This window comes from Tolypothrix sp. FACHB-123 (assembly GCF_014697075.1).
Taxonomy (GTDB): domain Bacteria; phylum Cyanobacteriota; class Cyanobacteriia; order Cyanobacteriales; family Nostocaceae; genus Aulosira.
The window spans coordinates 152,697-168,325 of sequence record NZ_JACJRE010000005.1; the positions used below are offsets into that span (position 1 = coordinate 152,697).

Here is a 15,629-nt window from a genome sequence, read left to right on the forward strand (position 1 = left end):
TTGATTTTTGAAATCACTTAAACAGAAAGGGAACACAAACCAGGGAACAGGGAAAAGGCAAGTTAGGGATATATAAAGTTTTTTCAGCAATCAAATAGGAATCTTTGGAAACTTTAGTGAAATGAAGAGGAACTGAACTCAATAGCCTGAATTCTTCAGTTTATTCTTCAATACAACTAGGTATTCCTAAAACTGCACAAGGGAAATCAGAACCTAGCGATTTGATAATAGGATGATGAATAGATCGACAACCGATAAATAAAATATCGGCACTTTCTAATTCTACAACTTTTCTCAATTCTGTACCAATTATACCAAAACGCAAATGAGATTTAAAAGAACCTTGCCATTCTTCTGCAAGACTGCGTGCTTGCCAAAGAATTTGGTCTGCTTTTTGGATGACAGCTAAGGATTTTTCTTGTAAATGTGGCGCTACTGCTTGTAGTTTTGGTTGAGTTAAAACGGGGGTGACAGTTTTCGAGACGTTGCTGGCTGGACATTCTAAAGGAGTAATATGTCTAGTCAAACTAAAGATATCTGAATACTGGCTTTTTTGCTTATCTGCTACTACATAAACGGCTTGAACTGTGACTGATGTATTAGTAGCTAAGCGTGTTTGATGGGCAATCCAAAAAGCAATATCTAAAGCGGTATGGCTTTTGGGAGAAGCATCATAAGCAACAATTAAGTTAATTGGTTTTGCTGGATCGGCGTTTCTAGAAAGTGTTTTTCTTGGCTCTGGTAGCAATACCATTTGCTCAATTAAGTCATCTCGACCGATGGTGCTTTGTAGGCGCACTAGCATTGGCTTGATTTTCACAGCTTAACTTCTCTCCCATGAAACAAATGACTAAATGAGAAGCAGGGTAACCAACTTTGTCTTTTGTCATTGATCCTTTGTCAGAGACGCGATTAATCGCGTCTGTACAGTTGTCAGTTGTCAGTTGTCTAGATTTTTTGCTAATGACTAATGACTAATGACTAATGACCAATGACTAATAACTAAAATCGGTAAAAGAAACCCCAATAACAACTGGTATAAAAGCCAAAGTTTTTGGCGGTTCCTTCCACTGCCGACGGAGTTAGCTGACGGGCTAAGACTGGAAGGTGTCTCTCATAATGATTAGCCCCAAACATTGGTTCCTCCGTTTCAAATTCAGATTTTACCGAATTTGAATTAGGCTACCCACTAAAAGGATCATAATCTAATTTACTCATCTTGGGTAAAATAGCGATCCAGAAAATTTAAGGCGTGATTGCGCAATTCAAAATATTCTTTGGAGTTACGCATGGCGGCGCGATCGCGTGGATGGGAAAAAGGTACTTCTAAGATTTCTCCGATGGTGGCGGCGGGGCCATTTGTCATTAAGACGATGCGATCTGACATATAAATGGCTTCGTCTACATCGTGAGTAATCATCATCACTGCTTGGCGATGTTTTTCCCAGATATCTAATACTTGTCGCTGCAATTTACCTCTAGTTAACGCATCTAACGCCCCAAAAGGTTCATCCATCAGCAACATTTTTGGGCGAATTGCTAAAGCTCTAGCAATGCCCACACGCTGTTTCATACCCCCAGAAATTTCATCGGGATATTTGTCAGCAGCCGCCGTCAAGTTTACCATTGCCAAGTGTTCGTTCACAATGCTAATTTTTTCAGAGCGATTAGCATTTTTTAGCACTTCATCTACAGCTAACCGGATATTTTCTCGCACTGTTAACCAAGGTAAAAGCGAGTAATTTTGAAATACCATCATCCTTTCTGCACCCGGCTGGCGAATTTCTTTACCGTCTAGCCGTACTGATCCAGAAGTGGCTGTTTCTAATCCAGCAACAATTTTTAACAAAGTTGATTTACCGCAACCAGAGTGCCCAATTACTGATATATATTCATCTGCACCAATGGAAAGATTTACACCATCTAAAACGACAAAATTACCTTTATCTGGTGTCGGATATGACTTGACTAAATTTTCAATTTCCAGAAATCCACAGTCTGGTATGGCTTCGTTATGGGTATTGATAGGTAATGAGGTAGATTTCATCATCAAATGCTCCGGAAAATATTGAGTCGTCAGTCAATATTGCTACTGTGCAATTAAGACATATAGAAACGAATAGGAGATTTAGCCCTAATTTCAAAACTATTTAAATAGCCCACAGGATCGCTGGGATCGAAAGCTTTTTGATCGATAAATACTTCTTTTGGTTCAACTTTGTAATCATCTTTTGGGGATTCAATCCCCATTTCTGCGGCTATCTCACGATAAAGATCTGTGCGCCAACCGTTAGCGGCTAATTCTTCTGCATTTTTGGGAAATTCTTTAATTTGTCCCCAACGTGCAGCTTGTGTCATTAACCAAATACTGCGCGATCGCCACAAGAATGTCGAGTGTTCTTTTGGTTGTTTGGGTAAGTTATCCGGGATATCAAAGAAAATTGTATTGTCAGCAGCTGTAATGGTGCGGTCTTTACCATCAAATCCACCATAGTTATAATTGCCTAAAATTCCTGGCCCGGTAAATTTGGTAATTGGCGCTCCGGGCTTTTTCGGTTTTGCGCCAGTAAAGGATCTATCTGTAATTAATTCCGCAACTTCTTGGCGATTTTCTGGCTTACTGCAATATTGACAAGCTTCAATCATCGCCTTGATGAGGGAACGATAGGTTTTGGGATATTGATCGATAAATAATTCCATCACTCCCAATAACCTATCGGGGTGTCCTAACCAAACTTCTTTACCTTGGGCAAAGGTAAAACCGATACCTTCGTTGCCTGTAATTGCTCTAGTATTCCAAGGTTCGGCAACCATGTAAGCTTGCATTGCCCCAATCCGCACGTTGGTTACCATCTGCGGTGGTGGGACAATTATGACACGAAACTCTTTTAAGGGATCGACACCAGCCGCAGCAGAAATATAACGCACAAAGTATTCGTAGATGGCAGAACTGAGGACTACCGCCCAAACTTTGCGTTCTGGAGGCTGGTTGTCAAAATAACCGCGAAAATCTCTACCGAAGGCTTCTAAAGCGCCATCGCCATATTTTTCTTGATACTCGTACCAAGGACGCAAGCCAAAATCCCACATGGCTTTGTTCATCGTCATGGCGTTACCGTGACGGTGGATTGTCATACCGGCGCAGAGGGGTGCATGGCGCGCGCCTTCAGCTCCAATTCTGGCGTTGGTGACTGCACCGGAGACGACAGGCGCAGCATCTAAACGCCCAAAAATCAAGCCGTCGCGGGAAGTCGCCCAACTGGCTTCGCGGTTGAGTTTGACGTTTAAGCCATATTTGCGGAAGAAGCCTTTTTTCCAGGCGATCGCAAATGGCGCACAATCATTTACAGGTACGTAGCCAACAGTAATATCTGGCTTCTCTAAGTCTTGGGATCTAACTACTGGTTCTATGGCTAAGGCTTCTTCGCTGAGTCCTGTAGCGCCAGTATTACCTTTAATAGCACAAGAAGAGAGCGCCATTGCGGCGGTTGTTGCTCCCATTCCTAAGATAAAATCGCGTCGAGTCCAGTTATGATCAGCCATTGAAGTGGCTCCAGCCGAGATTAATAGGGGGAAATAATTCGTAATTCGTAATTAAGAAAGCCAGATTCAATTTATTTAGCAACTGAGGGGCGACGTGTTACTAATTCTTGAATTTTGCCAACGGCATAATCAAGAATTAATCCGGTTACGCCAATTACTAATACGGCGAGAAACACTGAACTCAAATTTAAACGGCTCCATTCATCCCAGACAAAGAAGCCGATACCGATACCGCCGGTGAGCATTTCTACAGCAACAATTACTAGCCAAGCAATACCTAAACTGATGCGCAATCCGGTAAAAATGTAGGGAAGACTGGCAGGCCAAATAATTTTGGTAATTCGCCGCCAACGCGGGATTTCTAAGACTCTGGCGACATCTAAATAATCTTTGGGAACGCTAGAAACTCCTAAGGCGGTGTTAATAATTGTCGGCCATAGGGAGGTAATGAAAATGACGAAAATTGCTGAAGGATCTGCTAGGTTAAAGATAGCTAAAGCTATTGGTAGCCAAGCTAAAGGTGATACTGGTTTAAAGATTTGAATGATGGGATTTAAGGCTAACATTGCTGGTTTGGACATGCCAATTAAAAATCCCAAGGGAATCGCTACTATGGCTCCTAACAGAAAACCTAGCAAGACTCTGCGCAAGCTGGCAATTAATAGCCAACCAATTCCTAAGTTACCCGGCCCTCTTTCATAGAAGGGGTTTAAAATATAGTCCAAATTTGCAACAAATGCTTCTGGTGGGGTGGGCATTATTTCATGGTTGAATAGTGCCACAATCCACCACAGTAAGATGATGCCTAAAAATCCTAATGCGGGGAGGATGACAACATCTTGGACTATGACAGGTTTAGCTTTTTTCCAAGCGGCTTGTCCAGCGATCGCGAAAATCGCCGCTAAATTTAGTTGCAAGATCATTAACAACCTCAACAGATGTCAGCACGGGTACAATAATCCGAGCAGTACCAGCCTTGGACACTGATGAGATTACAAAAATGTCTTCTCTTCAGTCTCCTCTCAATGCCTACGAAGTTAGCTGACGGGCTAGGGCTGAGAGATGCCCCTCTTTTACAGGATGATGTGTCAACGATGAGTCTCGATCCCGCAAGAGATACGCCCCAAAATTTGGTTCCTCCGCTCTAGCGTTACCTACTGAAAGCCGCTAGATTAGGCTGACTTACTCTAATTCCGCATAATATAACATGCTTTCTCAGTAAAAATATCTCTCCCAAGATAAAAGTTGTTGATTTAACTACCCGAAGTGCATAAATATTCTCGGTGTTGAGTAATCGTTAAGTTTTATATACTGGCTTGGCTGCATCAGTTAATATCCCATCCGAACAGTGTGAATACTGGCAGCATCATCAATTAGCAAAATATTTGCATATTTAGCTATTGCCTAAAGATAAATGATAAATCTGATACGTAGACATTAAGCAAACACAGCATTTACTAAAAAAATAGCTCAACCAAAATCTCTATCTTGGGGTAGTTGTAAATTTTGATAATTTTCTCGATTAAACGCTACACTTGTTAAACTATTTCCATAGAGAATTTTAGTTATCTGTTCTATTTACAAGATTTAAAATAATGGATTTTAGTCAAGTATTGGCTGAAAAAACTGATACTATCCTCCAACAATGGGTGGTAGAGGTTCGTAAAGATAAACATATAGAAAGTGCTGATGATTTATCTTACACAGCAATCCAAAATCACCTACCCGATGTGCTGAATGCAATGGTAACAGTACTTTCCAAATCTGTGGGTAATGATGTGAGAGCGATTATAGTTGCTAGTTGGCAACATGGAATTCTCCGGGCTGAACAAGGTTTTGATCCAGAAGAAATTGCGCGGGAATATCATTTATTACGCACGGTTATATTTGAAACTATAGAGATAGATTTATTACAGGGATCGCCAGTAGCAATTTTTCGGGCGATGCGATTAATTGATACTGTGATTGATGAAGCGATCGCACGCTGTTTCAATAGTTATTTTGAAGAACGCTTACGCGAATTACAACACCTGTATAATTCGCTCACACTCCACAACGAGGAACTAAATCGTTTAGTTAATACTAATCAAGATTACCTAAATCAATTAGCACACGAACTCAAAAGTCCGCTAGCTTCAATTATTGGTTACTCAGATTTATTTTTACGTCAACAACGACAGCATAATGGTAAAAATAATACTCCGGCAAATTTAGAGCATATTGAGCGGGTACTGCGCAATGGCAGACATTTACTGCGACTAATTAACGATATTCTCGAAGTTTCGCGCCATGACGCAGGTAAAATACAACCTGAGCTAGAATTCACTAATGTGTGTGAATTAATCGACAATGTCGTGGAAATGTTAGAGCCTTTAGCTCAAGAGAAAAAATTAGCGTTGGTGCGCAATTGCGAGATTGAGGCTTCACAAATACTCACAGACCCATTTAGATTACAACAAATTGTTACAAATCTTATTAGTAATGCTATTCGCTACACCAATTCGGGCAGCGTTGAGATTGGCTGTCAGTTAGTGGATAATCAAAAATGGGCGATCGCAGTTAAAGATACAGGAATTGGCATCGCCCCAGAAAATCAAACTCAGATATTTGAGCCTTACTTCCGCGTAGGTTCTATTCATAAATCCTACGTTTCTGGAAGTACTGGCTTAGGTTTAGCAATAGTGGCGCGACTGGTAAGACTATTGCAAGGGGAAATAAATTTAGTTTCAAATCTTGGCGTAGGTTCTACTTTTACTGTGACTTTCCCCTTAGAATTGAAGATATAAAATCAGCATTTATATTGTCGTTATAAATTATTTTGATAAAAAATATTTTCAACTTTTTCTTGGTCAGATATATATGGAAGTTGTAGCTTATGAATCAAACCCAAACACAATCACAAACAGCATCAAAATTATATACATTTGATGAATTTATTGCATGGTATCCAGAAAATTCGCTAGTCCGTTATGAATTATATGATGGAGTAATTGTCGAGATGCCTAAACCCAGAGGAAAACATTCAAAGTTAACAGGTTCTCTGATAGAAAGATTATTGATAACTATTAGAGAAATGGGTAAAGGCGACATTTGGACAATACCTAGAGAATCGATTGTCAAACCGTACCGCGATAAATGTGGATACGAACCTGACATAATTATTTTGAATGAAAAAACTATCAGTACTGAGACAAGGTGGGAAGCTGAATCAGTAATTCAAAATGCCAGTTCGGTTAAATTGATAGTAGAAGTTGTGAGTAATAATTGGCAAGATGACTATTATGATAAACGTCGTGACTACGAAGGTATGGGTATACCAGAATATTGGATTGTTGATTATGCTGCTTTAGGTGGACGCGAATATCTCGGTTATCCCAAACAACCGACTATTTTCGTATACGAGTTAGTTGATGGGGAATATGTAAAAACAACTTTTAGAGAAAATGACTTGATTAAATCGCCTACCTTCCCACAATTTAACCTTACCGCACAACAGATTTTTGATTTGGCTTTAAAAATAGGAAACACCGAAGCATAAAGGATGAAATCGTAAAATAAAAAAGCTTAATATTTTTAAATTTGGGTTAATTTTATAACCTACCTTGTTGTTTTAATTTAGCTAATGCATCTTCAGCCGCAGCTTTTTCGGCTTCTTTCTTGTTACGTCCTTTACCTTCACCATACTCTTTTTTTTCTACACAAACTTTAGCTAAAAACTCCGGTGCATGAGATAAACCACCTATTTGCACTGTTTCATATACAGGAGGATTTGGCGTCACGTTGCGTTGTACCCATTCTTGAAAGCGATTTTTTGAATCTACATTGGAACGAATTACCACAACTTGCTCAGGTACAGAATCAAATAGCGGTTCAACAATTGCGCGCACTGCTTCAATATTAGAATTGTTATCTAGATAGTAAGCAGCAATAACTGCTTCAAAAGTACTGCTGAGTAAATTAGGATTTTGGTATCCTCCATCGCGAATAGCACCTTTTCCGAGTCGCATTCGGAAATCTAAACCTACCTCATTAGCGAATTTTGCTAATTGCTTCTCATCTACTAATGCTGAACGCCGTCGAGTTAATTCATCTTCTCCTTTGTCTGGATGACGACGATAAAGATACTCGCCACTTAAGTAATTTAGTAAAGCATCACCGAGAAATTCTAGACGTTCATTATGTTCACCTTCTCCTGGGTTTTCATGAACATAAGAACGGTGTGTCAGTGCATGGCGTAATAGTTTTTCATCACGAAATAGTAAGAGTTTATTAATATCAGCTAATTTGTCTTTAATCAGAGCTTTCTCTGCTTTTTCTGGAGAAAGTATTTGCAAAACTTCTTGTTGTTGTTTCTCTACAATATCTGCTTCTGCTGTCGCTGAAATGACTTTAAGCAGTCGAGCAATACTATCGAGGGCGCGATATGTGTCATCTGTAGAAAAGCGCGATTGATGCGCCCATTTATTACGTACTTCCAGAAGTTCACTAATGAGAGCACGTTCGCTCTTAGTCAAGTTTTTCTTGAAGACTTGATCCCACTGCTTTATCATTAATTTGAGTATAGCAGAAACATCCTCATGTAAAATTTCTTCTGGTGTGCGCCTTAAACTTTGATCGTCAGATAAATAAGATTTTGCTACTGCTAGCCAACCTCCACCATGTACTGACTTCATTTTCTTTTCTAAATAAGGATATAAACCTTGAGATAGAGTAATTAAAGCCCTGTTAACTCGTTCGTGGTTACTAATAGCCATTGAAAAATCTCAGTGGTATTTATTTAATCAATATTCATCTAAGGTGAAGCATTTAGTCTGAGAAATTCTCATGTCTGTTGCTCCTTTGGGGAAATTTGTCACAACACTTATTCTAAATGTGCCAGAAGCTTGATATGCTAAAAGCCGAGACTAGCTATATTGCCAAACCATGCCTGCGCCTACTATCACTCCCAAAATCACTTCGTTCCCGCTGACAGCCGTAGTCGGACAAGAAGCGATTAAATTAGCTTTGCTATTAGCTGCTGTCGATCCGGGATTAGGTGGAGTAGCGATCGCAGGTCGTCGCGGTACGGCAAAATCTGTGATGGCGCGTGCTATTCACGCCTTGCTACCACCTATTGAAGTTGTTCAAGACTCCATTAGCAACTGCGATCCCAATCAACCCCAAGACTGGGATGACTTGCTTTTAGCAGAGTACGCAGATAAAGAAATTCAAGATGTCCCTACCGCCATCATCCCTGCGCCGTTTGTGCAAATTCCCCTCGGCGTAACAGAAGACAGACTCCTTGGTTCTGTGGATGTAGAACAATCGGTAAAACAAGGAGACACCATATTTCAACCCGGATTACTCGCCAGCGCGAACCGAGGTGTGCTGTATGTGGATGAAATCAACTTACTCGATGACCAAATCAGCAATCAACTCTTAACAGTCTTATCGGAAGGACGTAACCAAATTGAACGGGAAGGGATCAGCTTTCAGCATTCCTGCAAACCGTTGTTTATTGCTACCTATAACCCAGAAGAAGGGTCGTTAAGGGAGCATTTACTCGATAGAATTGCGATCGCATTATCAGCAGATGGAGTCCTGGGTTTAGATCAAAGAGTACAAGCAGTTGAACAAGCGATCGCCTATTCTGTATCTCCCCAAGAATTCCTCGAACAATATAACGAAGATTTAGACGCCCTGAAAACGCAAATTATCCTGGCGCGGGAATGGTTAAAAGATGTCACCATTACCCACGATCAAATTGCTTATATAGTCAATGAAGCAATTCGGGGTGGCGTTCAAGGACACCGGGCCGAGTTATTTGCTGTGCGGGTGGCGAAAGCCGCAGCAGCTTTGGATGGACGCAACACCGTCAACGCCGATGACTTGCGTCGTGCGGTGGAATTGGTGATTGTCCCCCGCGCCACGGTAGTGCAGACACCACCACCAGAACAAGCACCACCACCACCACCTCCTCCTCCCCCACCACCAGAAAGTCAAGACGAGTCGGAACAAGAGGAACAAGAAGAAGAAGAAGAAGAACAGGAACAAGAAGAACAAGAACAACAAGAACCACCCAGCATCCCCGAAGAATTTATCTTCGATCCGGAAGGGGTGATCCTTGATGATAGCGTGCTTTATTTTACCCAAATGGCTAAGCGCCAGGGTAAGTCTGGTAGCCGTAGCATTATCTTCTCAGAAGACCGGGGACGCTACATTAAGCCGATGTTGCCTAAAGGCAAGGTAAGACGCATAGCCGTAGATGCCACACTCAGGGCAGCTGCGCCGTATCAAAAAGCACGTAGAGAAAGACACCCAGGACGCAAAGTTATCGTTGAACAAGGAGACATTCGCGCCAAGCGGTTAGTCCGCAAAGCCGGGGCGTTGGTAGTGTTTGTAGTAGATGCTTCTGGCTCAATGGCACTTAACCGGATGCAGTCAGCTAAAGGTGCAGTCATGCAACTGTTAACTGAAGCATATCAAAACCGCGACCAAATAGCCTTGATTCCTTTCCGTGGTGAACAAGCAGAGGTTTTATTACCTCCTACCCGTTCCATTGCTTTAGCCCGCAACCGTTTGGAAAGACTACCTTGTGGTGGCGGTTCGCCACTAGCACATGGTTTAACCCAAGCTGTGCGCGTTGGGTTAAATGCACAAATGAGTGGAGATATTGGTCAAGTTGTGGTTGTAGCCATTACTGATGGCCGGGGTAATATACCCTTAGCGCGTTCCTTAGGCGAACCAACCGAACCAGGAGAAAAGCCAGACATCAAAAGCGAATTATTAGAAATTGCGGCGAGAATTCGCGCTTTGGGAATACAGTTGTTAGTAATTGATACGGAGAGTAAATTTGTTTCTACTGGCTTTGCTAAAGAATTAGCACAAACAGCCGGTGGTAAATATTATCATTTGCCGAAAGCGACCGATAAAGCTATTGCGGCTATGACCAAAGGTGCGATCGCTGATTTAAAATCTAGGTAATTAGTTCTGGGTCAACAGTCAACAGTCAACAGCTAATAAACTTTGAACTAGAGACTTTTAATAACTGACTATGACCCACTAGCTACAACCTGGGGTTGCAAATAGCAAATCAAATCTTGAATGCCTTTTTGCAGATATCGCGTTACAGTCATCGGACTTGTACCGATATTCTTAGCAGCATCCTTGCGTGAAAGTTCTTTCAAAAAGACTAACTCAACCGCCATCCGGGGCTTTTCTTCTAATAAATTAATTGCACCTTGGAGTTGTTGGCGTTCTTCTTCTTGTTGCTGAAGTGCATTAGAACGTGGACAAGGTAGGGCTTCACCTAAAGTGATTTGACAATCAACATAGTGAACAGCCGTAGCATCTAAACTTAAAGGCATCCGATTTTGTGCCGCTAATTTAGTTTCTTGCCATTCTTGCACAGATACGCGCAATTCCCGAGCAATTTCTGTATCCTTGGGAGGGCGACCCAAAGCAATAGCCAAATCTTTGCGTACCTTTTGCCCTTCATTATATAGTTCTTGCCAACGCCGGGGAATTTTTAATAGAGTACTGCGATCGCGCAAAAAGTGCAGCATCTCTCCACGAATATATGGTACAGCGAAGGAACTAAACGCATATCCTTGACTGGGATCAAAGCGTTCAATTGCTCTGATTAAACCAAAATAACCAATCTGTTCTAAATCTTCATAAGGCTCATTACATTGATGGCTAAATTTATGAGCCATCTTCCGCACTAAGCCAGTATGTAGCTGCACAAGTTGATTACGCAGTTTAATAGAGGGATTCTGGTGGTATAAGTGCAATAACTCTATACCATCTATTCGCACAGAGGACTCACTTGCTGCCATATAAAAATTCCTTTGTTGTAACTCCTTTTCCTGAAAAAATGGAGTTGCGTATATTGTTATCAATGCTGTAATTATTTTCCTTAGTCACCGCTGAATAAACCATCGTCGTTATACTGAACTTATCAGGGTATGGAGTCGATGATTCCGTATTTATACGCATGATTTTTTATGACTAACCCTGATTTTTTATAATTATTTTCTGTGAGTGAATTTCCTTTTCTTGACAACGATTAGCGGCATTAATCGTCTTTGATTTACCGCAACATAACTCAACTATTACTGCAAAAAAAATATAGTAATTACGCCACAGACATCTGTCATACTGAAGCTAAAGCTCAATAATCCTGAAAGTTACTATTCTCTTTTCTCGGGAAGACCTAAGAATAAATCTGCTGACAGTACAAACAAGACTGTAGATTTTTCAGCGTTTACAGATGATAGATTTTGAGAACCAAACCTTTTTTATTTAGCAATCATACTCACAAACATAATTTATCCAGTTAAATTGAGTGGTGGTTGGCTCAGAATATTGGTAAAAATGGAAGTATACAGGACGTTTCTCAGTAAAACAAGTCTTCAAAATGAGTAACACCAGCAATTTTCGGGACGCTATTCGTGAGGCTAGAACTCAAGCCCTCATAGGCCCAAATGTCATTGCCAATGCCCTACCCTATGTGGGTGGCGGTCTTGTACTTACCGCATTAGGAACCTACGGTGGTCTAGGAGTTATCCGTAATCATCCCGGACTGTTCTTCCCCACCTTTATTGGTGCAGTCATCGTTGAGTTAATTCTGTTCTTTGTTGCCCAAAATGTTGCCGAAAAAGGCAATAAAGGTTTGGCACTTCCTTTACTGGCTACCTACAGCCTATTATCTGGATATACTCTCAGTGGCTTAGTCTTTGTCGCTTTGAGAACCCAAGGTGTTGGTATTCAAGGTATTGGAATAGCCGCCCTTGGTTGTGGCGTTACCTTTATTGTTGCCCGGCAAATCGGTTCCAATCTATCAGAACAAGACGGGATGGCTTTGACAAAAACCATCTCTCTCGGCGTCATTGCCCTGGTAGTTGTCTGTTTAACTCAATTTGTCTTTGCTTTGTTTGGTGTTTACACGCCAACCTGGTTAGAAATCGCTATTTCTGGTTTGGGAGTATTTCTATTTGCTGGCGCATCTGTGGTAGATTTCTATATTCTGCCACGTACTTATCGCAACGATCAGTACTTGCCAGCAGCTTTATCTATGTATCTCACCTACATCAACCTATTCATTTTTATTTTGCGGCTGTTAATTGCCCTCAATAGCCGCGATTAAATATCCGTAGGCACGAGATAAAAGTAAAGTTTTGTAAAAAGTACCGTGGTCTAGCCTCAGCAGCCACGGTTTTTTTATGGGATGAGTGGATGAAATTATGGCATACAATATTATTTAGTGGTCAGTCATGAGCAAAATTATGCTGGAACTTGTCCGAATCAAACAGGAAGTAGAAAGATTAGCAAATATCTTGGGCAAAGCAGAGGATTGTCTTTGACCAAAGAGAACTAACTGCTAGAATTCAAGATTTAGAAACAATAATTGCTCACTCTAATTTTTGGCTAAATCCAGCACCAGCCTATCAAATACTTCAAGAAATAGAATACTTAATATTTTTTAGACAAGAAAAATATCAAAATTGGTGTGCCGTTCTTGAAGATATAAAAGCGGCTTTAGAACTTTTACAAGCTTCAACTGATGAGCAATTATGGCAAGAAACTCAATTGAAGTTGAAGCATCTTAAAAAAGAACTAGAAATAGTCCAAATACAAAAGTTACTATCTCACCCTTACGACCAAATGGGTGCATTAGTCACCATTACGGCTGAAATTGCTGGTGCAGATGCTCAAGATTGGGCATATTTGTTAATGAAATTGTACTGGAATTGGGGCATAAATCACAATTACCAAGTTAATTTAGTAGAAATAATTGATGGGGATAGTGCAGGAATTAACTTTGCTACCTTAGAAATTACCGGACGTTATGCATACGGATTTCTTAAATCAGAAACGGGTATACATAAATTACAAAGGATATCGCCCTTTCAGACTAACGGGAATTTACAGACAATTTTAGCTAGGGTAGAAGTCATACCAATATGCGATGCAGCGATTAATTGGGAAATTCCCGAACATGATTTAAAAATAACTCAATGGCGTTGGCATGGTAAAAATCTTAAACGCTCACAACCTTGGGTAAAAGTATGTCATATTCCTACAGGAATTACTGTTTTTTGTGACCAAGAACGCAGTCAAATGCAAAACCAAACAAAAGCCTTAAGGATTATTAAAAGTAAGCTATGGTTTTTAATGCAATCCCAAAGCGTTCAAGATATTGCCAAAATTGAAACTAGCAGCATAAAATCTCTATCTACAAAGCCCATTCGTGAATATATCTTGCATCCCGAAAATCGGGTGAAAGATTTGCGTACTAATGTAGAAACTACATCGGTGACAGAGGTGTTAAATGGTGAGATTAATTTTTTGATCGATGCTTATTTACAACAGCAATCCATGACTCATAGTTAATTTGTGAATATCACTCTGTAGACTTTTATTCCTTCTTCTCTGTCTCCTGTTCCCTATATAACTAAGACAAGCAAGACGGTAGAATTTGCTCAACAACAGCTAAAATCAATAAAGTAAAAAGAATTGAGAGCAAGTTCTTAACAATTAGAAACGCTCTATCGTGAAGTAAGCAATATGGATGTTTTAGAACTCAAACGCGAAATCGAAACGTTGGCTTATCGCCTGGGTAAAACCCAGGACTATCTTTGACGTACCTGCACTGACAGCCAAAATTCAAGACTTAGAACAAATATCGGCCCAGCCAGAATTTTGGAACGACCAAACTAAAGCTCAAGAAACATTACAAGAACTCAACGACCTCAAAGCCCACCTCCAACAGTATCATCAGTGGCAATCTAATCTGGAAGATACCAAAGCTGTAGTTGAGTTGTTGGAGTTAGAAACTGACGAAAGTCTGCTACAAGAAGCAGAATCTACCATTACTACACTCAACCACGAACTCGATCAGTGGGAGTTACAACAATTACTTTCCGGCCCCTACGACGATAAAGGAGCAGTACTGACAATTAACGCCGGTGCGGGTGGTACGGATGCTCAAGACTGGGCGTTTATGCTGATGCGAATGTATACCCGTTGGGCAGAATCCCACGGATATAAAGTTACTTTGGCAGAAGAGTCAGAAGGCGATGAAGCCGGAATTAAATCGGCGACCTTGGAAATTACCGGTCGTTATGCCTATGGCTATTTGCGATCGGAAACTGGTACACATCGTTTAGTGCGAATTTCCCCATTTAACGCCAACGGTAAACGCCAAACCAGTTTCGCTGGGGTGGAAGTGATGCCCCAAATAGATAGTTCTGTACAGCTAGACATTCCCGACAAGGATTTAGAAATTACTACATCTCGTTCTGGTGGTAAAGGTGGACAGAACGTCAACAAAGTAGAAACAGCCGTGCGGATTGTTCACATTCCCACCGGTTTAGCTGTGCGTTGTACAGAAGAGCGATCGCAGCTGCAAAATAAAGAGAAAGCCCTTACCCGTCTCAAAGCCAAGTTATTAGTTATTGCCCAAGAACAACGCGCCCAAGAAATCGCCCAAATTCGCGGTGATATGGTCGAAGCTTCTTGGGGTAACCAAATCCGTAACTATGTATTTCACCCTTACCAAATGGTGAAGGATTTGCGTACTAACACAGAAACCACAGCTATTACCGATGTCATGAACGGCGACCTTGACCCTTTCATCCAAGCTTATCTAAGACAAGAAAATCAACTCGTAGAAAGCACTCCCGCTTAGGGGACAAGAGGACAAGGGAGCAGAGGAGAAATAACTCCAATGCCCAACGCCCAATGCCCAATGCCCAATGCCCAACGCCCAATGCCCAACGCCCAACGCCCAATGCCCAATGCCCAATGCCCCATGCCCAATGCCCAATGACAAATGACAAATTACAAATGACCATTGACCATTGACGATAACTGTTACATTTATATATAAAAGAGTTTGTTATCGAATCATCATGAGCAGTTCTCCGTCAAAGGAACCTCAGCCGAGCTACGTTAAACTCGCCATGCGCAACATGGTGCGTAAAGGTGGTACTTCTATTAAGCATTTTGTGCTTACTACTGTGGGACTTTTAGCTCTCTTCGTAGGTCTTGCTTACCTAACTCGCTGATCGTAAATCTAAACCTCGAGTTACTAGGAGACTTTG

At 41.1% G+C, this 15,629-nt stretch carries 13 protein-coding genes, 1 pseudogene and 2 riboswitches; of the genes and pseudogenes, 7 read left to right on the forward strand and 7 right to left on the reverse strand.

Translation table 11 applies throughout. The features are described from left to right. Window positions 1-160: 160 nt before the first annotated feature. The 4 genes from H6G41_RS05490 to ntrB form a co-directional block, all read right to left on the reverse strand. Window positions 161-805: a universal stress protein gene (locus tag H6G41_RS05490; RefSeq protein WP_190744511.1), complete on the reverse strand. Its 645-nt coding sequence runs from the start codon at window positions 803-805 to the stop codon at window positions 161-163. A gap of 254 nt (window positions 806-1,059) precedes the next feature. Beyond that, window positions 1,060-1,172: riboswitch (cyclic di-AMP (ydaO/yuaA leader) on the reverse strand. A gap of 38 nt (window positions 1,173-1,210) precedes the next feature. Next, complete coding sequence (locus tag H6G41_RS05495) at window positions 1,211-2,047, reverse strand: ABC transporter ATP-binding protein (protein ID WP_190744513.1); 837 nt, start codon at window positions 2,045-2,047, stop codon at window positions 1,211-1,213. A gap of 53 nt (window positions 2,048-2,100) precedes the next feature. Beyond that, window positions 2,101-3,543, reverse strand: a complete 1,443-nt coding sequence (locus H6G41_RS05500) for an ABC transporter substrate-binding protein (protein WP_190744348.1) — start codon at window positions 3,541-3,543, stop codon at window positions 2,101-2,103. A 71-nt stretch (window positions 3,544-3,614) separates the two neighbouring features. Continuing rightward, the gene (ntrB, locus tag H6G41_RS05505) at window positions 3,615-4,466 is read right to left on the reverse strand and encodes a nitrate ABC transporter permease (RefSeq protein ID WP_190744349.1); all 852 of its coding nucleotides are present in this window, start codon (window positions 4,464-4,466) and stop codon (window positions 3,615-3,617) included. A gap of 88 nt (window positions 4,467-4,554) precedes the next feature. Beyond that, a riboswitch (cyclic di-AMP (ydaO/yuaA leader) is annotated at window positions 4,555-4,732 on the reverse strand. A 406-nt stretch (window positions 4,733-5,138) separates the two neighbouring features. On the opposite strand from ntrB, the gene H6G41_RS05510 reads away from it, so the two are divergent. Continuing rightward, window positions 5,139-6,329, forward strand: coding sequence for a HAMP domain-containing sensor histidine kinase (locus tag H6G41_RS05510; protein WP_190744355.1), 1,191 nt, complete (start codon window positions 5,139-5,141; stop codon window positions 6,327-6,329). Window positions 6,330-6,418: 89 nt separating this feature from the next. Beyond that, window positions 6,419-7,081: a Uma2 family endonuclease gene (locus H6G41_RS05515; RefSeq protein WP_190744357.1), complete on the forward strand. Its 663-nt coding sequence runs from the start codon at window positions 6,419-6,421 to the stop codon at window positions 7,079-7,081. Window positions 7,082-7,133: 52 nt separating this feature from the next. On the opposite strand, the gene rnc is transcribed toward H6G41_RS05515, so the two are convergent. Both rnc and H6G41_RS35655 read right to left on the reverse strand, forming a co-directional pair. Beyond that, on the reverse strand, window positions 7,134-7,817 hold the full coding sequence (gene rnc, locus H6G41_RS34965) for a ribonuclease III (protein WP_308796016.1): 684 nt from the start codon (window positions 7,815-7,817) through the stop codon (window positions 7,134-7,136). A gap of 117 nt (window positions 7,818-7,934) precedes the next feature. Further along, a pseudogene (locus H6G41_RS35655) lies at window positions 7,935-8,297 on the reverse strand (Swt1 family HEPN domain-containing protein); the annotation flags it as partial. A gap of 169 nt (window positions 8,298-8,466) precedes the next feature. Here H6G41_RS35655 and bchD point away from each other — a divergent pair. Further along, window positions 8,467-10,506, forward strand: a complete 2,040-nt coding sequence (bchD, locus tag H6G41_RS05525) for a magnesium chelatase ATPase subunit D (RefSeq protein WP_190744362.1) — start codon at window positions 8,467-8,469, stop codon at window positions 10,504-10,506. A gap of 68 nt (window positions 10,507-10,574) precedes the next feature. Here the strand turns inward: bchD and H6G41_RS05530 are convergent, their stop codons facing one another. Next, complete coding sequence (locus H6G41_RS05530; protein WP_190744364.1) at window positions 10,575-11,360, reverse strand: RNA polymerase sigma factor SigF; 786 nt, start codon at window positions 11,358-11,360, stop codon at window positions 10,575-10,577. Window positions 11,361-11,941: 581 nt separating this feature from the next. Between H6G41_RS05530 and H6G41_RS05535 the strand changes: the two genes are divergently transcribed. From H6G41_RS05535 to H6G41_RS05550, 4 genes are all read left to right on the forward strand, one after another. Next, entirely contained in the window at window positions 11,942-12,670 is a 729-nt protein-coding gene (locus H6G41_RS05535) for a Bax inhibitor-1 family protein (protein WP_190744366.1), read from the forward strand. Window positions 12,671-12,909: 239 nt separating this feature from the next. Next, a complete protein-coding gene (locus H6G41_RS05540) occupies window positions 12,910-13,917 on the forward strand; it encodes a PCRF domain-containing protein (RefSeq protein WP_308796017.1) in 1,008 nt (335 codons plus the stop codon). A 174-nt stretch (window positions 13,918-14,091) separates the two neighbouring features. Continuing rightward, window positions 14,092-15,214 (forward strand): peptide chain release factor 2 gene (gene prfB / locus H6G41_RS05545; protein WP_190744370.1). Its coding sequence is split into 2 segments (ribosomal slippage): window positions 14,092-14,163 and window positions 14,165-15,214, totalling 1,122 coding nucleotides; the frame shifts between segments, so codons are not numbered across the junction. A 223-nt stretch (window positions 15,215-15,437) separates the two neighbouring features. Beyond that, window positions 15,438-15,593: a DUF3285 domain-containing protein gene (locus H6G41_RS05550; RefSeq protein ID WP_190744372.1), complete on the forward strand. Its 156-nt coding sequence runs from the start codon at window positions 15,438-15,440 to the stop codon at window positions 15,591-15,593. Window positions 15,594-15,629: the final 36 nt, after the last annotated feature.